Here is a 25,136-nt window from a genome sequence, read left to right on the forward strand (position 1 = left end):
AGCACGCGGCTGCCCTAGAGGGTCGTGGGAGCTAGCCGCCGACGAAGATCTTCTCGGTTTTGATGCCATCGCCGACGTCGTCGCGCGCATTGTGGGCTCGGGAGGTCTAGACCCGGTCACTGTCGGAATTCACAGCGCCTGGGGTGGTGGTAAGTCGACAGCGCTTAACCTCATCGCGAAGGATCTTTCTGCGCTCGGGCACGTTCTCGTGGTTCGAATGGATCCATGGGAGTTCGAGTTAGTGCGTAAGCCTTGGTGGGGGAAGGTTGTGTAGGTCGCCGGTTGTTCCTGCTCCCCGTTCCGGTGGGCCTGGTTGTCAGCCATGGCCGTAGCTGCGGGCGACCAACGGGTACGCCCCGGCTGCGGCGTTTGCTGCGGTCGGTAGGTGCGGCGCGGCCAGGGCGGTCGCCAGCGGACCCCCATGATTCGCCACCGCCTCGCCCAGCGGCGCCAGAGGTGCAGGGGCGATCAGATCGTCGCAGCCGCCGCAGAGTACCCGCACGGCCGGATCGACCTCGGCGAGCAGTTGGCGCACCACGCTGGTCTTGCCGATCCCCGCCTCACCGGTGAGCAGGGCCACCGAGCCGGCACCGCCCAGCGCGGCCTCGACGGCGGCCCTCAGCGTGGTCAACGCGGCCCGGCGCTCGAGGAGCTGCATTGGCATCCTTCGATGGTGCCACCCGTGTCGGTGGCGAGTCCGGTTGAGACGGCTTGCTGACCGAGCTACCCGAAGGCGGTGAGCCGCCGGCCCCTCCGCCTGACGAGCGGCAGACCCCGAGGCGATGGATACTCGTCTGATGACCGGACCGGATCTCGACCCCGAACAGTATCCACCCATCGATCCACGTGAGCCGGTGCCCGACGACGCGGGCGCGCTGCTACCCGACACACCGGACGAACTGCCAGAAGCCCTGGCCGAACCGATGCCTGACGACGGTGGCAACGCCGGCGGTGTGCGCGAGCCGGCGTAGGCCCGCACGCTGACGAGCGCGACGCCAGCCCGACCGGCCGAGGCTATGACTGATTCTCGCGCAGAACGGCACGATGCGAGCCCATCCATGGCCGGGCTCATCCGCGCCGCCCACCTCGAAAGCGCTCGGTCTGTGGGGAGCGGGAGGTCCGCGACCTCGACCACATCGCCATGCCGGCGTGCCTGTTCGATTGCGGCGCCCTCGTCGAGGCCGGGAACACCGCCGTTATGGACAACTATTCCACTTGGCCAGGGCTCGCAGATTCGGCCCGCGCGGACGGCGTCAGCGTTGGTGGTGCGAGGGTGCGCAGCCGGGTGCGCACGGCGGCGGCGCGCGCATGATGCAGGTCGTCAAAGATGATCAGGGCCTGCCGCCACGCATCGCCGGCGGCGTCGAGGTTGCCGTGGCCGTGATGGGTGTCGCCCAGTCCGACGAGAACCTGGGCCTCGTAGAAGCGGTTGCCCAAATCCTGCAGCAGGATGAGTGCGTGGTGGTAGCAGGTGAGGGCTTGCGCGTACTGACCGAGGCGGTAGTGGGCGAAACCCATGCCGTGCCAGGTGCTGGCCTGCCCGTCCAGGTTGGCGAGGTTCTGATGCAGTCCGAGGGCATCGTTGCCGCAGGTGAGCGCGAGTTGGTACTCGCCGAGCTCTGCGTGACTCCAGCTGATTCGGGTGAGGCTTCGGCCTGCCCGGCCGCGAAGCCGAGAGTTCGGAACATCTCGTGGGCATGGCTTGCGTGTTCCAGGGCTGACTGGTGTTGCCCTCGCCAGTCCGCCAGGTAGCACAGGCCGATCTGGGCATGGGCCTGGCACAGTCGGTCGCCGGCCCGCTCGGCCAGGTCGAGGGTCCGGCGCAGCAGCGCGTCGGACTCGTCGAGGGTGGCCGCGTCGGCGCTGAAGGCGGGCATCCAGATCCTGCTCGGGCGCTCGGCCAACCGCATGGTCCAGCGGCTACGCACGACCGCCGCGGGCCGGGTCGTGGAGATCCCGGCCGGGCAACTGGGCCGGCACCACGCGGCAATTTCACCGCTCGCTGTCGGCCATCTTCACCATCCGGGCCTTCGGAGCCTCGTCCTTCGTCGAGCGCCGGCTCGGCCTGCGGTCGGACCGACTGCGGGAGGCGGCGGACGCGAGCCTGCGGGGACGCGCCATGATCGGCCCGGCGGCCGAGGTCGTGGCGCAGTTCAGCATGCTGCTGCTGCTGCTGCTGCTGCTGCTGTGCTTGGGCGCCTGGCGAGCCGCGACCGGCACCCTGCCCAGTGCCGCCCTGGTGGCTTTCCTGCTGTACGTGGTGATGCTCATCTGGACAAGACGCCACCCTGCGTGCCGGACTGCCTGCTGTCCGCAGACGGCAACCGGATCGTCTACGTGGCCGCCGACGCCAGAGGGTGGCCCACCACACTGCGGGTGCGCGACCTGGACCGGAGGGGACCGGACCGCACCGTGCTGGTCTCGCAGGGCGGTGCGGGCAGCCGGCTGCGGATACGCCGCGCCAGCAACCCGGCGTACATACTCGTGGCCGACGGTGTCCGGTCCCACTGGCGGGTGACGGCGCTGGAACTCGCAGCGCTGAACCGGCCGCCCACCGTCCTTCCCCGAGCAACCAGCCTCGAGCGGTGCGACGTGGGGCTCTGGCGAGGCGCTCCGCTCTTCTGCGAGCTGTCGACCGACGCGGTCGGCGACACACATCTGACCGTCACCACCCGGTCGCCCATCGGTGACCGACGGCACACCCGGCGTCTGGGACGCATCGGCACCCCTGAAGACCTTCGGGCAACAGACGCCGGACTGCTGGTGCGCGCCACTCACCACAGCGAGGAACGCGTGTTGCGTTTCCCCCTGTTACCCACCCCCGCCGCTCGCGACGAAATCCTGGTACACGGACCGGGCCGCTTCGACCTCTCCCTCACCGGCTTTGCCGAATCCGTGGGCTGCGTGGTGCTCGAACGGTGCGCCGGCCAAACGCCGGGCGTACACGCATGGGACCGGACTGGCTCCCGCCTGGCCGTGGCGGACAGCGTCCCGGCGCTGGCGCCGCCAGCACTGGCACGCAAAGACGTCATGGTGGCGGCCGACAACGCCCGAGTTCCGGTCAGCCTGGCCTGGTCACCCACGACGAACACCGCCGGATTCACCGGCCCGCTGGTGCTGTTCGTGTACGGCGCCTACGGGGTGCGCCTGTCACTGGACGGGATCGACGGCATCCGGGCCCTCACCGACGCCGGGCTCGCAGTCGGAGTGGTGGGGGTACGCGGCGGAGGGGGACCGGACGGCTGGCACGAGGCCGGCCGCGGCCCGCGCCGGCACGTCTCCGTTTCGGACCTGCGTGCGGCCGTCAAACATCTGCGGGGTGGATCGGAACCGGGAATCAAGGTGACCGCACTCGGCCTGGTTGGCGCGAGCGCCGGTGGATTTCTCGTCGGTGCCGCGCTCAACCAATTCGGCGCCGATGTGGACGTCGCGGTGATGACCAACGGCTTCCTGGACCCGATTCCCACGCTGCTCGACGACACCTCACCGCTCACCGCGTCAGACCGGGACGAGTGGGGTGACTTGCGTCGATGTCCGCGCGCGTACCGCGCCTTGGCCGAGCTGTCGCCGTACCGCAACCTCACCACCTGTCTCACCACCAAGACCCTGTTGCTGGTTTCCGACGGTGATCGGCAGGTCAGCCCCGCACAGTCACTGAAATGGTGCCTGCGGGCTCGCGCGCTCGGCAGCGATGTAGAGCTGTGGTATTTCCCCGACTCAGGCCATTCACGCATGAGCGGCGGCCCGCGGGCGACGACTGCGGTGCACGGCTGGCTGGTGACGGCCTGAAGGGCACGTCCACGTTCGTGGTGTAGGCGAAGGCCATTGCGGGGTCCGGTTCGACTCACGCAGCGATCGGTGTCCACGCCACCTCAAACGGGGCTCTGGCCACGTACCGAAAGGGCTTTGACCTGCGGAGGTGTGGGGGAGCTTCATCCCAGCGACGGCACTCGGGGTTCGCGGGTCTGGATCGACGCCATCCTCGGGGAAGCTGCGGGGGTGACGTTTGGCCCGCTCACTGGACGTCCTGCCCTGCTGCTGAGCTCGGCGGATGCGAATGCGAATGTCGGTCCGATTCAGCTGGATGGCAGGACTATTATCCTGATTTGCCCTCATTGGAACACCTGACGTGATGTGGTGGTCAGCGCGCTTCGTCGGCGCCATTCATGCCGTATCAAGCAGGACGCCACTCGCTGGGCGTCTCCTGCGAGTAGTACCCACGGAGGGTGTTCTGTGACAGCCAAACCCAAACACTGGCTACGGCGGCGGGTGGTCCTGCCGACGCTCGCGGCTGGGGCAGCCGCCACGGTGGCAGCCAGCCTGTTGCTCCTCAGTTCGACCGCCGCCAACGCCGCGGACGCACCGGTCAACCTGGGGACGGCGGCCGACTTCTCCGTCCTCGCCGGAGCGGAGCCAACCAACACCGGCCCCAGCTTTCTGGCCCAGAGCCTCGGGCGGTTCCCCGGAAACACTGCGTCCGGCTTCGGCACGGCCACCATCGGCGGCGAGGTACACCTCGGCGACGCGGTCGCGCTCCAAGCTCAGAGCGACCTGACCATCGCCTTCAACGACGCCGCCGGTCGGACCCCGTTCACCAACCTTCCGGCGGAACTCGGTGGCAACACGCTCAACGCCGGGGTCTACCGGATCGGTGCGGCCCAACTGACCGGGGCGCTGACGCTCAACGGCCAGGGCGACCCGTCGGCGGTGTTCATCTTCCAGGTCGACTCCTCGCTGACGACGGCGTCGAACAGCAGCGTCGTGCTGACCAACGGGGCGTCGGCCTGCAACGTGTTCTGGAAGATCGGCAGCTCGGCGACGATCGGCACCGGCACCACCTTCGTGGGCACCATCATGGCTCAGGCCGCGATCACGATGGCCACGGGCGCGACCCTGCAGGGCCGCGCGCTGGCGCGCACCGCCGCCGTCACCCTCGACACGAACGTCATCACGGCACCGATCTGCGCCGGGCCCACCGGCCCGCCTGGACCGACCGGCCCACCCGGGCCCACCGGCCCACCCGGCCCGTCGGGCCCGCCCGGTAGCCCCGGCGCACCCGGTAGCCCCGGCGCACCCGGAGCGCCCGGTAGCCCCGGCGCACCCGGTAGCCCCGGCGCACCCGGAGCGCCCGGCAGCCCCGGCGCACCCGGTAGCCCCGGCGCACCCGGCGCTCCCGGTAGCCCCGGCGCGCCCGGCAGCCCCGGCGCTCCCGGTAGCCCCGGCGCACCTGGTCCGTCCGGACCTCCCGGAGCGCCCGGCGCGCCTGGCAGCCCCGGCGCGCCTGGCAGCCCCGGCGCGCCTGGCAGCCCCGGCGCGCCTGGCAGACCTGGTGGTGGCGGCAGGCAACCCATCCTGCCGGTCACCGGCGGCGGTGTGGTCCCGGCGATGACCGGCGTCGGAGGTGTGATGGTCGCCCTGGGCGCGGTCGCGCTCTTCCTCGCCCGGCGTCGACGCCTGGAGTCCTGATCGGTGGCCCGGCCGGTGCGGTTCCGGCCGGGCCCACCTCACGTCGTCGGCCTGCTCCCCGCTGGGGGGCGGGCCGACGATATTCGCCCTGGACGGTCAGCCGGTGCGCCCCAACTCGCGCATGGCGTCGTCCTCGCGCTCGTGCGGAGGTAGAGCAGAGCCGGCCGCCGTCGCAGCGCACCACGTAGGTCTGCGCGAACCGCGCTGGCGGCCTTGCCCTACGGCGGCGCGAAGTCCAACGTCCACTCGGTCGGTACGACGACGCACCCGGTGCGAGATCGAGGACGTCCAGGACCGCCCCGGGGCGGCGCGGACGGATCGGAGGGCTGGCGGGCACCAGGCGGAGATCTGGCGGCCCGTCGCCCGGAGCCGCTGCGACCGGCGCCTCTGACCTCCCGCCTCAGACATCAAGGATCTGCCATTCCTGGCTGATCTCGCCACTGACCGATTGCTGGACCACCCTGGCGCCGTCTGCGGTGGAGCCATTTTCGACCCCGACACACCAGCCATTGCTCACGTTGACGAACCGGTAGTATCCGCTGGTCGCCGCCGGGACGAGATTCCACCACTGGTTGCGTCCGCCGTTGTCGGCCCATTGCACGAGCGCCGCGCCCTGGCCCGAGCCACCTGGACTGTCCAGGACCTTCCCGCTCTTGACACCGACCAGCCGGAATGAGCCATCGCTGTTGGGCAGCAGCCGCCACTGCTGGTTGGCCGCGCCGGTCCACGGCCACTGGATGACAGTTGCCCCGTCCGTGGTGGACCCGCCGTTGACGTCCAGCACCTTTGCGCTGCGCCGGTTGACCAGTCGGACGACGCCGCCGGCGGCGGCGGGCAGACCTACGACGACCTGTATCTGTTGCCCGGCAGCCAACGAGATCACCCGGGCCTGCGGGCCGAGCGGCGAGGGGGTGACCGTTACGGAGGTGGTGATGGATGCGATCCCGCGGCGGCTGATCAGGGTGATCGCCTGGGTGATCGTCGAGGTGAGTGCCACGGTCACCGAGCGACCAGGAAGATCCCAGGAGAGGCTGTGGATGCGGACCTGGTTGCGTCCGCGGACGCCGGTGATGGTGCCCCTGGCGAGCTGACCGGGCACGGCGGGCAGCAGCTCGATGACGCCGGGCCTGGTGTACACAAGCGCCTCGCTGAGCACGGCCGGCAGTGTGTTGGCCGCATCGGCGTTGTAGATCTCCAGGTTTGGGTTGTGTGCCGTCATCAGCGAGCGGAAGAGCATGTTGTTGCCGATGATCTTCCGGAGGTTGCTGTAGACGCCGGCGCCGTCCTTGAGTCGAGCGGAGGCGAGGGCTCGATGCAGGCTGCCGTGCGCGGAGGTGTTCTCGTCACCGCGCAGCGCCAGGGCCCTGAGCGCGGCGGTGACCAGACCGGGCGCCTCCTCGGGGTTGATCTCGTGCAGGGGCCACGCGCCGTACAGGTGATGGACGTGCCGATGGTTGTAGCGGTCCGTGAGCCCCGGCCAGGACCATTCGGCGAGGGCACCGCTGCCGTTGACCGTGTAGGGCGGAATCCTCGCCAGCAGGGCCGTCCAGCGGGCGACGCCCTGACCGGCGCCCTGTTCGACACCGAGCGCGTTGGCAGCCTCGACGGCGGCCCGCAGGGCGTGTCTGCCGGCCTGGATGTCGCCGGTGGCGTTGATCGCCAGCAGGACGCTCGTGCTGGCCGGCGAGTTCTCCATCGAGAACGACGGCACGAACACCACACGGCCGGCCGAGTCGGTGCGGGTCAGGAAGTCCTCGTAGAACAGCGCCAGTTCCATCAGCGCCGGTCCCAGCTTTTCAGCCAGGAACGTCCGGTCCCCGGTGACCTGGTAGTACTCCAGCAGCGGGTAGAGCAACCAGTCCGCGCCACCGGTCCAGCACTGGCCGGGGAAGCCGGGGTCGAAGTGCAGCATGTATCCGTACTCGCCGTCGGTTCTTGATGGGGCCAGGAAGCCGCGGGCGCCGTACAGGTTGCGAGCGTTCGTGCGCCAGTGGGCGAGCTGGCCGAGGATCAGGTTGAAGTAGCCCTGCATGGCATCGGTGAGGTCGAGGATGTTGCCGCCGGCGACCTGAAGGTTGATGTTGGCATCGGTGGTGAAATCGTCGGCCCAGGCGCCGTTCCAGGTGCCGGCCCAGATTCCGGTCAACCGCGGCGGCAGTACGCCGCTGGAGCTGATGAACAGGTAGCGGCCGCTGTCGTAGAGCCGTTCCAGTAGGGCCACATCGATGGTGTTGCGGTTGGCGTTCTGCCGGGCGATCAGTGCGGTGGTCGACAGCTGCCGGTCGGCGGCGGAGACGTTCAGGTCCAGGCGGGAGCGGTCGTACATCGCCGAGTGCAGGGTGACGTGCCGGGTCCGCAGCTCGGCATAGTCGGTGCGCACTGCGGCCAGCGCTGCGTGCAACGGTTTGCTGTCCCAAGCTGTGGGTGACTCGTACCGATCGAGTTTGGTCAGCAGGAGGAGCCTGGTTGCCGCGGTGACGACGATGGTCGAGCCGTTCGCGGCTACCGTGCCACCCGTGGCGACGACCCGGGTGACGCCCTCGAAGCCGAACGCGCCCTGCCCGGACGGGTAGGTGCCGCGCAGGTTCAGGTAGCCGGAGCCGTCGATGACGCTGGCCAGGGTGGTGAAACGGACCGAGCCGGGGACGCCCGCGAGGGAGGTGTTGACGCTCAGCGTCGCGTCGATCGATCGGCCGGATGCCGGGGTCAGTTCGTGTACGACGACGTTGTCGGCCCGGGAGGCGAAGGCGCGGCGAGTCCAGGTGCCGTTGCTGTCGGTCCAGGTGGAGGTGACCTCCCCGGTCCGGAAGTCGGTGATGCGGGCGTACCCGTTGGCCGTGGTCATGCCGGGAGTGCTGATCTGCAACTCGAAGCCGGGGTGGTAGGTCTGGGTCCAGCGCAGGCTCCAGCCGGCCGCGAAGTCGGTGTTGGCGCCGCCGTAGTTCCCGGCCAGCGCCTTGTCTCGCACACCGGCCAGCCGCCCCGAGATCACCGGCGGGGTCACGCCCCGGCTGCCGTTGGGCAGTACGAAACGGTGATGATTGAAGATCACCTTCTCGAGGGTCGGCGTTCCGTACAGGACGGCGCCGTACTCGCCGTTGCCGATGAGGAACCCGTCCGTCCAGGTTGTCGCCGCCGTCGCGTCGTAGATCCCGCGCTCGGGCAGCGTGACCTGAGGCGCGACGGCGGCGGCCCGGCCGGCCCCCAGGGCCGGGATCAGGGCAGCCGAGCCGGCGGTCAGCGCGGCGGTGGCGAGCAGGTGCCTACGGCTCACGGGTAGGTCTGTCATCAGAGGGTCCTTTCGACACCGAGGCTGAAGGTTGTGCGTCACTTCGTCTGGCGCCCGCAGCCCGTCGGGTCTGGACTACGGGCATCGGTTCTGCGTTGGACGGAGAGCGTCGCCCGGTGGTTGACAGCGCCGAACTCGATCCAGGTCGACTGCGGCTGCCCCGAGTCCGGCCGGTGCTGCTGCACGAGTACACCGCCTCGTCACGTCGGTGAGACCCTGCTTGTACCAACCGCCACCGGGTACCGCGATCGTGGTCGCCGCCCGGCCCGCGGGCGTGAAGCCCCAGGTGCCGCTCAGGTCGACCGAGGCGTTGCCAGCCGCCACACCGTCGAGTCGGGCCGATCCACCGCCTCCGTCGACCACCCGGGCGGGTGAACACGGCCGACATCTAGATGTGATTAACCAGCAACACGAGCACTGAGTCAAGGATTTCCACTTATCTATCTGGTAGCGAGGGTTTGAATTGCATCAATCCTTACAAAAGCCGCAGCAAAGGTAGGATGAAAGGCCCGTCGGTACCACGGCCGACGCCCTAATCGTCCGGCTGAGACGCCTGTGCCTGCGGGCCGCGGCCACTGGGTGGATACCTCGCGGCTCTCCAGCCCGACGGCCGGATGTTCGAGTCTGAACGTTCTTGAACGTCTCGGATCGGTTCGTGGCTTCTCTGGGCCGAGGTGGTATAAATATGCTTCGATGCGATCAGGCGACGATGTGCCACCTCTGGACACCGCAGGCCGGCGAGCCTGTGGCGTCGCCTGCCACACCTTGGCCGGTTGACTGGAGATCTCATGACCAGCCCTCGATCCGCTCCGCTTCGGCAGACGCCGGGGGCAGCCTGCCCGCGCCGTACCCGCCTCAGGCCCACCGCGCTGAGCATGCTGTCGGTCGCAGCGCTTGCCCTGACGTACGTGGTGGCCATGCCGGTCGCAGCCACGCCAGTGGGCCTGACCATGGAAGTAGCCGCTGCCTACGTCAAACTGGGCAACCGGACCACCGGCAAGTTCATCGACGGCATGGGCCGGACCGCCAACGGCGCCGCAGTCGGCCAGTATTCCTCGTCGTCCAGCGACAACCAGCAGTGGACGATCGATGCCGTCGGCGACTACGTGCAGATCAAGAATCGGGCTACCGGCCTGTACCTGGACGGGATGGGCCGCACGACGGGCGGATCCAGCTGCGGCCAGTGGAGTGGCAGCGGCAGCACCAACCAGCAGTGGACCCGGGAGGACTCCGGCGGCTACACCAAGTTCAGGAACCGGGCCAACGGGCTGTACCTGGATGGCGGGGGCAGCACGTCCGACGGCGCCAACCTCGTCCAGTACGCGAACAGCGGCAGCACCAACCAGCAGTGGATCGTCACTGACGTGTCGACTCCGGGATCGGGCACGATCACGGTGGACGGCAACAACATCCGCGCCGGCAACGTCAACGGCCTGACGTTCAAGGGCTTCGGTGCGCTCAGCGCCAACAGCACCAGCGAGTTGCTGATGGATTACAAGGCCCAGAGCCCGACCGCGTACGCGCAGCTGCTGCGGGTCCTCTTCGGTGGGGAGAGTCCGGTCTTCACCAACGTGAAGATCGAGATGGGCAACGACCGCAACAACTCCACCGGACCGGACCCCTCGACCATGCGTTGGGAGTCCGAGACCCCCAACGTCAAGCGTGCGCAGGGCTTCCAACTCGCGGCCGACGCGAAGAAGGTCAACCCGAACGTCAAGGTGTCCCTGCTGCGCTGGAACTCCCCCGGCTGGGTGAACAGCAACGACAAGGTCTACACCTGGTTCAAGAAGACCATCCTGAGCGCGTACCGGACCTACGGGTTCATGGTCGACTACGTCAACCCGGGTCTCAACGAGCGCGGGGCGGACCTGAACTGGACCAAGACCTACGCCAACCGGGTCCGGACCGACAGTGCCGACTTCGCCAACTCGACCGAGCAGTCCCGGTACAACCAGCTCAAGGTCGTCATCTCCGACGAGGTCGGTGTCGGGTCGTTCGGCGGCAGCATGATCGGCGACGCCGGCCTGCGCGATGTGGTGGCGGCGGCCGGCTACCACTACAGCCCCGACGACGACAGCGCCGGCAACTTCAAGCGCCTGGCGATGGACTACGACAAGGAGATCTGGAACAGCGAAGCACAGGCGACCTTCGGCAATTCCGCCTTCCGCCCCAACAACAACATGCGGTCCCCGTCGGTGGTCGGAACCGGCATCGGCGGTACCAACAGTGCGCTCGAAATGGGAAACACCATCATCAAGGGATTCGTCAACTCGCGCCGGACCAACTTCATCTACCAACCGGCCATCGGGTCCTTCTACGAGGGTGGGCAGTACTCCTACAAGGAGGTCGTCAGCGCCCGTGATCCCTGGTCGGGCTGGCTGCACTACGACGCCGCCATCGACGTGCTGCGGCACTTCAGCTGGTTCGCCAAGACCGGCTGGGAGAACTCCAGCAACACGGCCGGTATCTGGCGCGCCGTCCCCGAATCCAGCTACACCGGAGCGACCGGAACGAACCCGGTGGTCGGACGCAACGGCACGCCCAGCTATCTCACGCTCGCCGCGCCCGACAGGCGCAACTTCTCCACGGTCTTCATGAACGACAGCGAGTACACCCAGTCGTACCGCCTCCGGCCGGTGAACATGGCCTACTCCGGCACTCCGGCCCTACAACTGTGGGAAACCCGCGCGGCCGACCCCGGCCAGGCGTTCAACGCCAACTACCTGAAGCACCTCGGCAGCGTCCCGGCCGATGGCGGCGGGGTGTACTCCGTGACGGTCAGGCCGAACTCGGTCGTCACCGTGACGACGCTGGCCAACCACACCAAGCCCGAGTACCTGGAACCCCTGCCGGTGGAGGGCCAGCGCACCGTGCTGGACACCGACATCACCGGCGACGTGCAGAGCACCAGCGACAACATTCTCTACGCCGACGGCTTCGACTACTCCGGCAAGACGGTCCCGGTGCTCGGAAGTGGCGGCACCATCACCGACACGGAGGACTTCATCACGTCGCGTGGCGGCGCCAGGAGCGTCATCCCGCGCTACGCCAGCGACCGCAACGGCGCCTTCGAGGCGTACCAGCCGGACGGATCGACCAATTACGTGCTGCGCCAGCAGCTGGACAGCCCGAGCCAGGGCCTGGGCGGTGCGTGGAACGGGGGGGACGCGGTCACCAGGATCGGTGACAGCCGATGGCTCAACTACAAGGCCAGTGTCGACGTCTCCTTCGAGAACAGCAGCACCCAGAACGGCGCCAACCACGCCCGGCTGGGCATCCGCGAGCAGCACGGCGACAACGGTGCGCCGTACTCGGTGAGGTTCACCTTCGACGGGGGCTGGCAGTTGCTGGTCAACAACAGCGCGGTCGCCAGCGGCAACGTGGTCAGCGGCGCCGGTGGCGTGCGGATCGGTGGGTTCAACACCGCTCACAACGCGTGGCACACCATCGCGCTGAGGGGCGTCGGAAGCACGGTGACCGCCTACCTCGACGGCGTCACACTGGCCACCTACACCGACCCGAATCCCAAGCTGTCCGGCCGAATCACGTTGGGCAGCGGCTACTACTTCACCCGGTTTGACAACCTCCGGGTGGAGACGGTCGACGGAAGCCCGCCGTACTACTCCGAGGTGCTGGACAACCTGGAGATGTCCGACCTGGCCAACCCGCCCGCCAGGAAGCTGGTGTACGGCGGGTCCTGGGCGCACGAAAACGGTAAGGGTATGTACAACGTTCAGCGGTCTCTCTCCACCAGCCAGGGAAGCGGCTCGACGCTGACCTACACGTTCGCCGGCACCGGACTGGACATCATCGGGCCGAACAACGGCTCGGCCGTCCTCCAGGTCACGGTGGACGGCACGGTGGTCAACTCCGCAGCGAGCACGCTCGCCTCTCCCGAGTTCTACCAGACGTACGCCCTGCGCAACCTCGGCGCCGGCACGCACACCGTGGAGATCATGGTGCGCAGCGGCAGTCTCGTCGTCGATACCGTCGCGGCCGTCCGGCCGTGATGCCGGTCGCGTGGACGGCCAACAGGGCTCACCCGCACAGGCCGCCGACCCGGAGCGTCCGTTGGCCATCAGCAGCGAGCGACAGAGGCGGTTCGCCCGTTCGGCGGGTCCGGCCGCCACGTTACCCCGATAGGACCTGCATCGTCCCGTCCCCGTCCCCCAACAGAAAGGACGACGCAATATGCGACCTGCCATGTTCAGCCGCCCCCTGTCGCTAGTGGCCAGGCTCGTGGCCACCAGTGCGGTGATGGCGACCGCGGCTGCCGCGACGGCAATCGCCATTACCGCTACCGCCGGCCCAGCCGCTGCCGCCACCAGCCAGTTCAGAGGCATGAACTGGGCTCAACTGGGTGACAACTTCAGCACCAGCCCGCTCGTCGTGCAGGGCCTGAGCCAATCCGACAGCTACGCGACCGTGCAGGCCAAGGCCAACGCCCTCTACGACGACATGGCCTCGACCATGGGGATCAACACCGTCCGGCTGCCTATCAACACACAGACAGTGGCCAACACCACCTGGTGGAACGCCTACCGGGGCGCCATTGACGCCGCTACTGCCCGTGGATTCAAGGTCATCCTCGCCTTCTGGACGGACCATTCCTCGGGCGCGAGGATCGCGAACCTGGCCGCGTGGAACACGATGTGGTCCAGCGTGACCAGCGCCTACGGCTCGAACACCAACGTGTACTTCGAGCCAATGAACGAGCCGGGCGGTTACAGCTCGGCGCAGTGGCGCGACATCGCAGCCAACTGGCTCAGCACCCACTACTCGGCCGTGCCCAGCCGGGTGCTCATCGGTGGCACTGGCGCAAGCCAGGACCTGCGCGACGTCTGCAACGACAGCCGCTTCAACGGCACGCTGCTGTCCTTCCACCACTACGCCTTCTTCTACGGCTCGATGACCTACGACGCCTGGCGAAGTCACATGCAGACGCGTCTGGGCAACTGTGCCTCCCGGGCGGTCGCGACCGAGTTCGGCGGGCCCATGGACAACGGCCTCAACTACGCCGACGCGAACAGCACCGACAACTTCGTGCGCCACATCCGCGCCATGGCTCAGGTCATGCGTGACAACCAGATGGGCGGCACCTACTGGCCCGCCATCGGCGGCAAGAACTCCGGCTCCGGTCACGACTGGTATTCGATGTTCGCCCTCAGTGGCAGTGGCACCGATCTCAACTTGACCATCCGCAACACCTCTGGTGCCGACCGGGTCCGCTATGCCTATGGCGACACCATCGGCGGTGGCTCCACGACGCCCCCGCCGTCGGTCACCCATTACCGGATCAACAACATCAACAGCGGCAAGGTGATGGACGTGATCGGGCAGTCCACGGCCGACAGCGCCGAGATCAAGCAATGGAGCTACCTGGGCGGCAGCAACCAGAAATGGCGCTTCGAGGACGCCGGTAGCGGCTTCTTCCGCATTGTCAACCAGAACAGCGGCAAGTGCCTCGACGTCGCCTCCGCCTCCACCGCAGACGGCGCGAACATTGTCCAGTGGACGTGCGGCAACGGCCAAAACCAGCAGTGGCAATGGCAGTCTCAGGGTAGCAACTTCCGGCTCGTAGCCCGGCACAGCGGCAAGTGTCTGGACGTGTACCGGTCTGGAACCGGAGACGGCGTGGACATCCAGCAGTGGACCTGCGGAAGCGCCATCAACCAGCGCTGGACAAGAACCGAGGTCTGACCGGGGCTCACCGCGGCGGGGTGGCAGACCGTGCGGCACGGTCTGCCACACCCGATTGGCTGACATCCGTGACCGCACAGGCGTGGGGCAGGCCAGCCCGGTGAGCTGCTGGTAGAGGCAGCCGACCAGTTCGACCGCGAGTCCGAGTTGACATCACAACGGTCGTCAGCTGGTTGCTGGCGGTCGGGCTTGTCAACCGCCGCTGGTGCTCACTTCGCCCAGCGCCAGGGGCAGGCCGAGCGCCACGATCGCGGCCAACCCGCTGACCGACGCCGACAATCGGCCACCCCCGCGGACGTTCGTACGATGCACGGTAACCTCCTGTGACTCACCCGGCAGCTTTGCGGCTCCGGGTCAGGGCTTCACTGCTGGCGGTAGTCGAATCGATTCGACGGCCGCCAGCGTTGTCGTCGCCCTGCGGTGTGAACACAGCCGGCACGGCCACACCACGGGTGATGCTGCAGGAAATCTCTTGGTCGCCCGACGACGCCGGTGCCTTCTCGCGAAGCTTGCGCAGCGCCTGATTCTTCTGGCGGCAGATCCTCGTCGACGATCTCCTGGCGGCGAGACCTCTCACGCTCACCCCGGAACAGCTCCTGATCGCCAGGACCAGCACCGGAGTGTGCAGATGGGCGAGGACGTCCGCGTCAGGGCTGCGGAGCGTCCTTGGGCACCGCGCCCGCCGCGAAGGACGGCACGTCGGCCACCAGTTGGGCGAGCTCAGGGTTCTCCTCGTAGCTGCGCTTGTGGAGCTGCGCGATGTGTGCGCCGATCTCGGGCTCGCCGTCGTCGGTGATGTCGAAGGACACGAAACGGTCGATCAGCGGAAGGCCCGCCTTCTCGCTATCGAAGTGCACCGGGTGAATGAGGTACTCCCAGTAGCCTTCGAGGTCCTCGATCGCGAAGACGGCGCCCCACTCGTAGTCTCCGCCGATGTCCGGGCCCACCACCCAGGACTTCACGGCGTCGATGTCCGACCCCTGCCGGCGCAGCCGGTCGAGCGCATCCGTTCGTTGTCGCTCATCGACCTCGGGCCGGAACGTCAGGCGGTTCACGTGGTAGATCACGGTCGACCTCGATTCATCTGGTGCTGCGGCAGGGACAATCAGGCGAGACGGGTCGGTCTCGTCGCGACGGTAGTGCCGATCGATACGAGACGCAACCGTTCCGTCCTGGGTATGGTGCGGAGGTGCCGAACCGACCAGGAGTTGACAGCCACAAGAGTCGACAAACGTCGCGGCAACCGTTCGACGAACGCCTCACCGCCAACATCCGAGCGGCGTTCTTCGAGGAACTGGCCGAAGTCGGCTACGGACGGTTGTCCGTGGAGTCCATCGTCAGACGCGCGAGCACCAGCAAGGCCGCCGTGTACCGCCGCTGGCCCAGCAAGGACGCGATGGCGCTCGCCCTGATCGCCGAGGTCGCCGTGCACGGCGTCAACCTCCCCGAGACCGGCGCGCTGCGCGGCAACCTCCGCCAGTTCCTGAGCAGCACAGTGGACGCCGTGCGTCACCCGCTGGCCCGCCGCATCATCCCGGCGATCATGGCCGAGTCGCAGCACAACCCCGAACTTGCGGCACTGCTGCGCGGTGCCGTCGAGGGCCCCCGTCGGGGTGTGGCCGCCGAGATGTTGCGCCGGGCCATCGAGCGCGGTGAACTGCCGGCCGACTGTGATGTGGACCAGTCGCTGGACTTCATGATCGGGCCGCTCTACTGGCGCGTCGTCGTCCGAGGCGTCGACCTGGATCCCGCCGGTATCGAGCGGCTGACCGACGGACTTCTCGCGGCCGTGACCGCCATGCGCATGCCGGGCAACAACCCTGGCTCGGAGCGCGACATCTGAGGGCCGACGGTCTGGGAGAGTTGTGCTCGAAGCACCGCCAACGAGCCACCGGGAGTAGCGCACGATGCGGTCGGAGTTGGTTTCCCCCTCTTCCGAAGGCGTTCTGGCAGGCCGACTCGAAGCCGCGCGCGAGCACGCCTTCGTGGGCCGCGAACAGGAGCAGGCTGCCTTTCGTGACGCCCTGGCCGATGGCTCGGCGGTCGCTGTTCTCTGGGTCCACGGACCGGGTGGCATCGGCAAGACAACGCTGACGCGCCTGTGGGCGCGGGCGGCGCTGCGGGCGGGACGGTCGGTGGTCGAGGTCGACGGGCGCTTCGTCGGGCAGTCGCCGCAGGAGTTCGAGCAGTCGGCCGCCGCGGTGTTGGAGGACGGCTCGGCAGTGCTCGTCGTGGACTCCTTCGAGAAGTGCCAGTGGATCGAGGGGTGGTTGCGCGAGCGTTTCCTGCCCCGCCTCGCCGACGGTGCCCTCGTGGTGCTCAGCGGTCGTACGCGGCCCGAGGTCGAGTGGTCGACGGACCCGGGCTGGTCCCAGGTCCTGAGGGTGCTCGAGCTGTCTCCCATGACGCCCGGGCAGACACGTGCGCTGCTCGCGGCTCGTGGTGTCCGAGCAGCGGATGTGCCAGCCGTTGCTGGCTTTGCCGGTGGCAACCCCCTCGCGCTGTCGCTCGCCGCGGCCGTCGTACAGCGCCCTGACCAGCAGACCCAGGACTGGACACCGACGGGCGAGGTACTCGCGACCCTGATGACACGGCTGATAGGCGACGTCCCCTCGGCCACCCACCAGCGAGCGCTGGAGGCAGCGGCTCAGGCCTACTCGACGACCGAGGAACTGCTGCTCACGGCCCTGCCCGGCGAGGACGCACGGGCGTTGTTCGACTGGCTGCGCGGGCAGCCGTTCATGGAGTCCTCGCCGCAGGGGCTCTTCCCGCACGACGCCGCACGGGAGACGCTCGCCGCCGATCTGCGCTGGCGGTCGCCGCAGGCGTACGACGCTGTCCGGCTGCGGCTGCTGGAGGCATACCTCCGCCAGGCGCGCGAAGCCCCGGCCAGCCAGATGCTCGAGGCGATGGGCCGCGCCTTCTACCTCTACCGCGACGTGCGGCTCGTGGGCGCGATGTACTCGTGGGCACGCCAGGGTCAGGTGTACGAGGACGACATGGCGCCGGAGCACCTCCCGCGCGTGCTCGAACTGTGCCGTGCGGCCGAGGGCGAGGAGTCAGCACAGCTGGTTTCCTACTGGTACGCCAAGCAGCCGCAGGCCTTCCACGTCTTCCGGGATACCCGCGGGACCGAGGTTCTGGCCTTCTCGGCGCACCTGGTGCTGCCCGTGCCGGCCGACCCTGCGGATCTCGCCACCGACCCGGTGGTCGCGGCGGCCTGGGGATACAGCAACGACACCAGCCCGGCGTGGCCTGGCGAGCACATCTCCATCACGCGCTTCGCGGTCTATCCCGCCGCGTACGAGCAACCGTCGCCGGTGCTTGAGCTGAACCACTGGCGAGCGCTGGCCGAGGCCCGTCGAGCGACCGGGAGGGCGCACGACTTCGATGTCTACCAGGACATGGAGGCCTGGGCGGCTCGGTTCGGCAGTGCCATGGCCGACTCGGGTCGCCGCGTGCGCGTCGGCGACGCGACCTACGGATTGTTCGTCAACGACTGGCGGCTGGAGTCGTTCGAGGAGTGGTTCCACGCCGTTGTCGGCGGTGACGTTCCGGCAAGTGTCGGTGACCTGGACACCGCAGTACCGATCCCGCCGCCGTGTTCCGACCAGCGGGGCGACGCCGAGCTGCGGCGCGAGGAGTTCGACGAGTACGTCCGCCTCGCTCTGCAGACCTGGCGTCACCCCGAGGGTTTCGCGTCAAACTCCCTGCTGCGCCGGAGCTTCCTGACGTCGGCCGACGATGACACGGTCGCCATTCTGCGGGCCATGGTGCAGGATGCGGCCGACTCGATGCGTACGGACCTCGCCGGCGTGAAGGCCCACGCGGCGCTGGCGGCGACCTACTTCGCCGGCGCCCCGACCCAGGAGGCGGCAGCGCGACGCCTCGGCCTGCCCTTCGGCACCTATCGCCGCCACCTGCGCGCGGCTGTCGCCCGGGTGAGCGACGTGCTGTGGGAAGCCGAAGTCGCGTCCAGGTGAGCCAGCGGCGGCCGTCCGAGTCTGGAGACCCCCATGGCTGGGTTCTCCGTGCCTGCCGGTCGGGCCGTCAGCCGAGGTTCGAGTCCGGGATCCAGTTGCCGTGGATGCCGGAGGGCACCCGGCGGGGCAGCTCGACGGCCGCGATGGTGTTCAGGTTCGAGGCGTCGATGACCAGTAGTTGGGAGGCATCGGCAGAGGTGTCACTGACCAGGGTGAGCAACCAGCCGTCGTCCTCGCGGGTGCCATCCCGACTGGGCACGAAGACGGCCTCACCGGGCATCCGCCGGTCGCCCATCCGGGCCACCGTCGTCCGGCCACTGCTGGCGTCCATCTTGACCACCGCGTACTCGTCCAGCCCGCCGCCGGGGAAGGCCATGGCGTAGCTGAACTGGTTGGGCCGGCCGAGGTAGTCCTCGTTGATGGTGGGGAACTCCGTTACCAGGTCGTCGACGACGACCTCGCCGGCCTTCCCGGTGCCAGGGTTGAGGACCCAGCGGGTCTGCACCGCGCCGCCGTTGGCCGTACCCAGGTGACCGGGGGCGCCGACGGTGAACTTGTCGGTGACTTCCCAGGCGCTGCGGTCGTACCGCGGACCCTCGACCACGATGCTGCCGTTCCCGTCCTCGTAGGCGTTGCCGACGTGCAGGAGGGCACCGGCCTCGACCTCGAACCAGCGGACCTCGGCGGGACCGGTGCGGGGCATGACGCCGAGGCGCGGGACATACGTGTCGCTCCACCCGAACGGCAGGCCGGGGTTCGTGTGGTCGAACACCAGTGACATGTCGAGCCACACGACGTAGTTGGTGGTCAGACCGAAGTCGTGCTGCAGCGTCGGCCCGGCGGCGGGCACGGGTACCGTGCGAACGATCTCCCCTGAGGAGTCGGCGACGTAGTAGGTGACGTGCGGCGGGTAGGGCGACCAGGAGAAGAAGTGCAGCTCGCCGGTGGCGGGGTCCTCCTTGGGATGGGCGGTCATCGAGGTCCGCAACGTGCCGCCGAAGTCGTAGGGCCCGACGGTGGCCAGCTCGGGTGTCATCTCGAACGGCAGATTCTGTTCCTGGAGGGCGAGGATCCTGCCGGCGTGCTCAATGATGTTGGTCCCCGCGACGCTCGCGGTCAGGTCCGTGCTGCCGTCGGCACGGCGGTAGGGGGCGCCGTCGAGCGCGGGGGTGCGGACCCAGGAGTTGCGGTACCACTCGGCCTGTCCGCCGCGCAGCCGAATGCCATGGATCATGCCCGAGCCGGAAAACCAGTTCGGGGGGACGACGCCGGGCAGCGGGTTGTGGCTGTTGCGGAAGTAGCGCCCATCGAGCTCGGTGGGCAGCGAACCGTGCACGGTCAGCGAGGTCGCGCTGATCTCGTCGACGACCGGGGCGAAGTGGGCCTGCAGGTACGGCTTCGGGGCATTGCCGACCGAGGCGGCTGAGGTGACAGACATGTGACGTCTCCTTTTGTGTGCGACAGGGGCATTCGGTCAGGGAGTCCGACGGCGGACCACGCGCCGGCGCAGCCCGGTGGCGCCGACGGCAGCGGCGAGCAGCGCGACGACCGCGGCGGTGAGCAGTGCGGCGCGGTACCCCGCGGCGAGTGCTTCGACGGCAGGCAGGGCTTGCGCGGCCGACGTACGCGCCTTCGCCACCGCGAGCATGGCGGCGAGACCGATCGCACCGCCCACCTGGCGCGTGGTGTTCACCAGGCCACCCGCGACGCCGACGTCGCCGGGGGCCACGCCCGTGGTAGCCGCGTCGGTGAGCAGTACGAAGGCCGCACCGATACCGAGGCCGATCAGGACTGTGGGCCCGAGTAGCGCCCGCAGGAAGGTTCCGTCGGTGCCGGCGGTACCCAGCCAGGCGAGTCCCACGGCGAGCAGCAGCAGCGCGCCGACAGTGGCCGCCGCCGCTCCGACGCGTGCGACGATCCGGGGCGTGAGCATGGCCGCGGCGATGTTTGCCAGCGCCAACGGAAGCTGGGTGACGCCGGACTCCAGCGGTGACCACCCCAACACCTGCTGCTGGTAGAGCGGCAGCACCACGAACAACCCGACCCAGACGGTGCCCAGCAACGCCATTGCCACGTTGGCCCGGCTGAGGTCGACGTTCGCGAACAGCCGCAGGGGCAGTAGGGGCTGTGCCTGCCTGCGCTCGACGACGACGAAAGCCAGGAGCGCCGCCACGGCGGCCGCCGTCACCAGCGCCGTGGTCACGGTCAGCCAGCCGTCTGCGCCGCCCTGCACCACCGCGTACGTCGCCAGTACCACGCCGGCGGTCACCAGCGCCGCACCGGCAACGTCGAGCGAGCGCCGGGTGCGACTCTCGCCTGCCGGCAGCACCCGGGCCGCGGGCAACAGCGCCGCCAGGGCGAGGGGGACGGCGGCCAGGAACACCCAACGCCAGCCCAGCGAGTCGGTCAGCACGCCGCCGAGCAGCACTCCCGCTGCGCCCCCGGCCGCGGACACCCCACCCCAGACGGCGACGGCGCGGCTGCGCTCCTCCGGGCCAGGATGCAGGCGGAGCAACAGCGCCAGCGCCGCGGGGGACAGGAGCGCGGCGCCGACGCCCTGCCCAGCCCGCGCCGGGAGCAAGACCTCCGCGGTGGGCGCAAGCCCCGCGGCCAGCGTGGCGACGAGGAAGACGCCGAGACCGATCGTGTACGTCCGTCGCTGCCCGAAGACGTCAGCCAGGCGCCCACCGAGCAGCAGCAGCGCGCCGAATGCCAGAACGTAAGCGTTGACGACCCAGGTCAGCGCCCCTGCGCTGAGGCTGAGGCCGGCGCGCACCGACGGTAGTGCGACGTTCACGATGGAGGTCGAGAGCAGCACCAGGAACTGCGCGGTGGCGAGGACCACGACGGCACGCGGATGCCGTGTGATGGCGGCCGGGTTTGCCGCCGAGACGGTGGACATCACTCACTCCTGCCCCTAGGTGTCGCAACCGTCCCGGGGGTGACGGCTCCGCTCGACAAGGAGTCTTCGGCTCAGCGGCGTCCACGTTCCACAGTTCGGCGCTGTCCACGTCCGTCCGACACCGTCCACCGATGTCCGAGAAACTGGCACCGGCGTGCACCCGTGCCGTAGCGGGGTGGGGCGGGCATCTCGACGCAGCCAATGCGTCGAGATGCCGTGCACGGCTACCCAGGAGCGCCCAGGCCCAGCACGCCTGTCAAGATGCCCGGCGCTCAGGCGAGGTGTCCGTCCGGACGGACCACTCCCGCTTCCACGGGAACACTCTTTCCAAGGCGCAGCCGCTCGAAGAGCGTGCTGCCGTCCGGAAATTCCAGGTTTGGCACCCGCCTGCCAGTCCGGTACGCGACATGGAGGCCGGACAGTCGCTCGGCCAGTTCGCGGGAGAGGTCCGGTGCGGTGGCGATCAGCCCGCTCAACACCGCTCGCAGGGCTTGGCCGTTGCGGGAGTAGGCGGTGATCAGCGCGGTCTGTGCCCGGGTGTGCTCCAGCAGATCAGCTCCCACCGGGTGCCGCTCCTCGTGGTAGGTATCCAGCAGAGTTTCGTCAGCGCGTCCAGTGGCGACAGCGGCCAGTTTCCAGCCGAGGTTGTGCGCGTCCTGGAGGCCGACGTTCATCCCGACACCTCCGGTCGGGAAGTGCATGTGCGCGGCGTCTCCGGCGAGCAGCACGTTTGCGCTGCGGTAGGTGGTCGCCTGCCGGGTCGCATCGCCGAATCGCGACAGCCAGATCGGGTCGCGCATTCCGAAGTCGGTGCCCGCGATCTTCCAGACGGTCGCCCGGAGTTCCGCAAGGGTGAGTTCACCGGGCCATCGCGGCTGGTTGGTGGCCGGATCTCCGCCGACAAGCCGGTGGATCCCGCCGGGCAGCGGGACGATCATGAGACTGCCCGTCTCGCCTGCCGTGCTCGCGATACCGCGGGTGGGCGGGGCGTCAAGCACCACGTCGCCGAGCCATCCCCACGTGGTGGCATCCGTGCCGGGGAATTCGATGCCCGCGCTCGTCCGGACCGTGCTGTGGACACCGTCGCAACCGACCACGTACCGTGCCTCAACCTCGCTCCCGTTGGCGAGTTCGACGCCGGCGCTGCTGATGCCGGCGACCTCGCAGCCCCTGCGGATGGTCGCGCCAAGTGCCTCGGCCCGGGCTTCGAGCAGCTCTTCGGTGCGCGCCTGTAGCAGCGCCAGCGTGAACGGGTAAGGGGTGTCCAGGACCGAGAAGTCCAGCCGGTCCGGAAGGCCGGCGAAGTGGCCGTTCGGGATGCGCAGGCCCTCCGCCAGGAACGCCTCGGCGACGCCGCGGCAGTCGAAGATCTCGAGCGTGCGGGGATGGATAGTCAGTGCCTTCGAGTGGGGGTCACGCTCCGGCCGGGCTTCCAGGACGGTGACCGAGGCCCCGCCCAAGCGCAACTCAGCGGCGAGCCACAGGCCGGTCGGTCCGGCACCGACGACGACGACATCTTCCACGGAACCTCCTTGGTCACTGACCAATAAGCGGGTGTCCAGTAGACTGGGTCAGTGACCAAGAGTCAAACGGATGTCGTGCGGGCCGCGCTCGACATCCTCGACGAACGGGGAGCCGCCGCCGTCTCGATGCGGACGATCGCTGAGCGGCTGGGCGTACGCATGAACACCGTCTTGTGGCATGCCAAGAGCAAGGCACGCCTTCTGGAGTTGATGGCCGACGCGATCGTCGCCGGAGCATCCCTCGACGATCTGCCGGCGCACTGGCAGGAGCGCGCCGTCGAGCTGATCTGTCGCTACCGGGCTGCCCTGCTGGCCCACCGCGACGGCGCGGCCGTCGTCACCGGCACCTACGCGGCAGAACCGGCCACGTTGGACTTCGCCGAAGCCTTGGTCACGGCGATGCTTGATGGTGGACATTCCGACCAGCAGGCGGCCTGGGCCTGCTGGAGTCTCATCTACTTCACGCTCGGACTCACCCAGGAGGAGCAGGCATTGTCCAACCGCTCCACCATCGAGCTCGACGTCGGCCGACGCCCCGCGCTCAAGCGCGTGATGCCAGCCTTGGTCGACGCGTCCTTCGAGCAGCGATTCGAGTTCGGCGTCGCCAAGTTCCTCCGGTAACGGCCCTGAGCCCGACCGGCGCCGGACGGGTGCTACCGCCGCTCGTCAGCGACGGCCGGTACGAGTCTCGGGGGACGTGCCGCCGTAGGTGGACAGATCGACGCTGATCAGGGCTGGGTGGCTGGGACTTCGCTGCCGGCGGGCTGACCGTGTGGGCCACCGTGGGCATCGGGGATCGCTCGGCGGCCACGTCCAGGGGTCGGCCGGGGCGGTGGTGGCGCCGTCGAGGCGCGGACGACGAGTTCGACCGGTTGGTCGGCCGCCGGCGCAAGCTCGACGTCCGGCTTCTCGATGACCTGTACCAGCAGCGCGAGGCCCTGCCGCGTCACCTCCTCGAACGGCTGCCGCACGGTGGTGAGCGGGGGAGTGACGTAGGCGGCGACCGGGATGTCGTCGAACCCGACGACGCTGATGTCCTCGGGCACGCGGCGCCCGGCCTCGATCTGCGCGCGGATGAGACCGATCGCCATGTCGTCGTTCGCGGCGAACACCGCGGTCACGGTGCTGTCGCCGGCCAGTTCCCGGCCCGCCGCGTAGCCGGACGCGGCCGACCAGTCGCCCTCGACGACCGGCGGCTCGTCCGCGCCGTGAGCTCGCAGCGCCTCGCGCCAGCCGGCGAGACGGTCCCGTGCCGAATACCACCGCTGCGGGCCGGCCAGGTGATGGACGGTCGCATGCCCCAACTCCAGCAGGTGCTCGGTCGCGGCCCGCGCGAGCCGGCCCGCGCCGACCCTGGCGGTCACCACCTGCGGCGCGGTGAAGGTGGGCGGAGCGCCGAGGACCAGGACCGGTACATCCACGCTGATGAGGCCGACGCCCTCGTCGATCGGCTCGGAAATGACGACGCCGTCCACGCCCTGGTCCAGCAGCGACGCCAGGGCGCTCGCGATGCCGCTCGGGTCGCCCTCGATCGTGGTGGCCACCTGCAGCGTGTAGTCCGCCTTCCGAACCGCCCGCTCGATGCCCATGAGCCACGACGCCGGCCCGTACAAGGCGCTGCCGAGCGTCACCACGCCGATCGACCGGGTCCGCCCGGAGGCCAGTGCCCGGGCCGCCTGGTTGCGCCGGTAGCCGAGCTCCGCGGCGGCGTCCAGGACCCGCCGGCGCACGTCGGTCGAGACGTACGGCTCGTCGTTGAGGACCCTGGACACCGTCTTCTGGGAGACGCCGGCCAGCCGCGCGACATCTACGCTGCGCGGCGTCGGAGGGCTTCCACCCGGCCTCGCCAGTCGCGTCATGGCACCTCCCACCGCCGGCCATCGTCCTGTATGATTGCGCAGTCATGTCTACGCAGTCAGACACTCACCGTTAAGAGCCCGCAACCCGCCCGTGACGCTGGCGAAGCACGTTTCCCTGCCAGCACCCTAACTCCAGTTTCGAGCCGAACAAGTCAGGCCGGGCCGCCCGTCGACTTCGCCGAAGACCGCATGCTGCTGTCCACGCCTTCAGCGTGTGACGCGGCCGGGCGTCGCAGCGGCGAATCGGTTCGCTAATTGATCGGCGCCGCGTCCGTGAGCCAGTGACGCGGGACGCCTGAGCGCGATGCCCAAGCACTCCGGGAGGGTCGTACTGGCGACGGCCACTCGAAGCCTGCTTTGCGTCAGGAGCAGGAAGTAACCGTCTGGAAACCTTGACTTTACATTCAATATGCC

At 68.9% G+C, this 25,136-nt stretch carries 18 protein-coding genes; 9 read left to right on the forward strand and 9 right to left on the reverse strand.

Annotated elements, in window-relative coordinates:
- Positions 1-67 precede the first annotated feature (67 nt).
- A complete protein-coding gene (locus tag AB0C15_RS01080; RefSeq protein ID WP_357347888.1) occupies positions 68-274 on the forward strand; it encodes a P-loop NTPase fold protein in 207 nt (68 codons plus the stop codon).
- A 42-nt stretch (positions 275-316) separates the two neighbouring features.
- Here AB0C15_RS01080 and AB0C15_RS01085 read toward each other — a convergent pair whose 3' ends face one another.
- Entirely contained in the window at positions 317-664 is a 348-nt protein-coding gene (locus AB0C15_RS01085; RefSeq protein WP_357347354.1) for an AAA family ATPase, read from the reverse strand.
- A 133-nt stretch (positions 665-797) separates the two neighbouring features.
- On the opposite strand from AB0C15_RS01085, the gene AB0C15_RS01090 reads away from it, so the two are divergent.
- The gene (locus tag AB0C15_RS01090; RefSeq protein ID WP_357347356.1) at positions 798-971 is read left to right on the forward strand and encodes a hypothetical protein; all 174 of its coding nucleotides are present in this window, start codon (positions 798-800) and stop codon (positions 969-971) included.
- 235 nt (positions 972-1,206) lie between these two features.
- Here the strand turns inward: AB0C15_RS01090 and AB0C15_RS01095 are convergent, their stop codons facing one another.
- Entirely contained in the window at positions 1,207-1,782 is a 576-nt protein-coding gene (locus AB0C15_RS01095) for a tetratricopeptide repeat protein (RefSeq protein WP_357347358.1), read from the reverse strand.
- A gap of 210 nt (positions 1,783-1,992) precedes the next feature.
- Positions 1,993-2,271, reverse strand: a complete 279-nt coding sequence (locus AB0C15_RS01100; protein ID WP_357347360.1) for a hypothetical protein — start codon at positions 2,269-2,271, stop codon at positions 1,993-1,995.
- 21 nt (positions 2,272-2,292) lie between these two features.
- On the opposite strand from AB0C15_RS01100, the gene AB0C15_RS01105 reads away from it, so the two are divergent.
- Together AB0C15_RS01105 and AB0C15_RS01110 are read left to right on the forward strand one after the other, a co-directional pair.
- A complete protein-coding gene (locus tag AB0C15_RS01105) occupies positions 2,293-3,789 on the forward strand; it encodes a prolyl oligopeptidase family serine peptidase (protein WP_357347362.1) in 1,497 nt (498 codons plus the stop codon).
- A 444-nt stretch (positions 3,790-4,233) separates the two neighbouring features.
- Complete coding sequence (locus tag AB0C15_RS01110; RefSeq protein WP_357347364.1) at positions 4,234-5,466, forward strand: ice-binding family protein; 1,233 nt, start codon at positions 4,234-4,236, stop codon at positions 5,464-5,466.
- A 400-nt stretch (positions 5,467-5,866) separates the two neighbouring features.
- Here the strand turns inward: AB0C15_RS01110 and AB0C15_RS01115 are convergent, their stop codons facing one another.
- On the reverse strand, positions 5,867-8,755 hold the full coding sequence (locus tag AB0C15_RS01115; RefSeq protein ID WP_357347366.1) for a glycoside hydrolase N-terminal domain-containing protein: 2,889 nt from the start codon (positions 8,753-8,755) through the stop codon (positions 5,867-5,869).
- Positions 8,756-9,630: 875 nt separating this feature from the next.
- On the opposite strand from AB0C15_RS01115, the gene AB0C15_RS01120 reads away from it, so the two are divergent.
- A complete protein-coding gene (locus tag AB0C15_RS01120) occupies positions 9,631-12,765 on the forward strand; it encodes an RICIN domain-containing protein (protein ID WP_357347368.1) in 3,135 nt (1,044 codons plus the stop codon).
- A 193-nt stretch (positions 12,766-12,958) separates the two neighbouring features.
- On the forward strand, positions 12,959-14,455 hold the full coding sequence (locus AB0C15_RS01125; RefSeq protein ID WP_357347370.1) for an RICIN domain-containing protein: 1,497 nt from the start codon (positions 12,959-12,961) through the stop codon (positions 14,453-14,455).
- Between the two features lie 647 nt (positions 14,456-15,102).
- Here the strand turns inward: AB0C15_RS01125 and AB0C15_RS01130 are convergent.
- Positions 15,103-15,522, reverse strand: a complete 420-nt coding sequence (locus tag AB0C15_RS01130; RefSeq protein WP_357347372.1) for a Dabb family protein — start codon at positions 15,520-15,522, stop codon at positions 15,103-15,105.
- Positions 15,523-15,644: 122 nt separating this feature from the next.
- On the opposite strand from AB0C15_RS01130, the gene AB0C15_RS01135 reads away from it, so the two are divergent.
- Together AB0C15_RS01135 and AB0C15_RS01140 are read left to right on the forward strand one after the other, a co-directional pair.
- On the forward strand, positions 15,645-16,298 hold the full coding sequence (locus AB0C15_RS01135) for a TetR/AcrR family transcriptional regulator (protein WP_357347374.1): 654 nt from the start codon (positions 15,645-15,647) through the stop codon (positions 16,296-16,298).
- A gap of 142 nt (positions 16,299-16,440) precedes the next feature.
- Positions 16,441-18,438, forward strand: a complete 1,998-nt coding sequence (locus tag AB0C15_RS01140) for an ATP-binding protein (RefSeq protein WP_357347376.1) — start codon at positions 16,441-16,443, stop codon at positions 18,436-18,438.
- 67 nt (positions 18,439-18,505) lie between these two features.
- On the opposite strand, the gene AB0C15_RS01145 is transcribed toward AB0C15_RS01140, so the two are convergent.
- The 3 genes from AB0C15_RS01145 to AB0C15_RS01155 form a co-directional block, all read right to left on the reverse strand.
- Positions 18,506-19,876 carry a carotenoid oxygenase family protein gene (locus AB0C15_RS01145; protein WP_357347378.1) on the reverse strand — a complete coding sequence of 457 codons (1,371 nt, stop codon included), beginning with the start codon at positions 19,874-19,876 and terminating at the stop codon, positions 18,506-18,508.
- 36 nt (positions 19,877-19,912) lie between these two features.
- Positions 19,913-21,340, reverse strand: a complete 1,428-nt coding sequence (locus AB0C15_RS01150; protein WP_357347380.1) for a DHA2 family efflux MFS transporter permease subunit — start codon at positions 21,338-21,340, stop codon at positions 19,913-19,915.
- Between the two features lie 272 nt (positions 21,341-21,612).
- Positions 21,613-22,863 (reverse strand): FAD-dependent monooxygenase, encoded by a 1,251-nt coding sequence (locus AB0C15_RS01155; RefSeq protein WP_357347382.1) that lies wholly within the window; start codon positions 22,861-22,863, stop codon positions 21,613-21,615.
- A 51-nt stretch (positions 22,864-22,914) separates the two neighbouring features.
- On the opposite strand from AB0C15_RS01155, the gene AB0C15_RS01160 reads away from it, so the two are divergent.
- The gene (locus tag AB0C15_RS01160; protein WP_357347384.1) at positions 22,915-23,484 is read left to right on the forward strand and encodes a TetR/AcrR family transcriptional regulator C-terminal domain-containing protein; all 570 of its coding nucleotides are present in this window, start codon (positions 22,915-22,917) and stop codon (positions 23,482-23,484) included.
- A gap of 107 nt (positions 23,485-23,591) precedes the next feature.
- Here the strand turns inward: AB0C15_RS01160 and AB0C15_RS01165 are convergent, their stop codons facing one another.
- A complete protein-coding gene (locus AB0C15_RS01165) occupies positions 23,592-24,722 on the reverse strand; it encodes a LacI family DNA-binding transcriptional regulator (protein ID WP_357347386.1) in 1,131 nt (376 codons plus the stop codon).
- Positions 24,723-25,136 lie beyond the last annotated feature (414 nt).

The sequence above is a fragment of the Micromonospora sp. NPDC048835 genome (assembly GCF_040649995.1).
In the GTDB taxonomy this organism is placed as follows: Bacteria; Actinomycetota; Actinomycetes; order Mycobacteriales; family Micromonosporaceae; genus Micromonospora.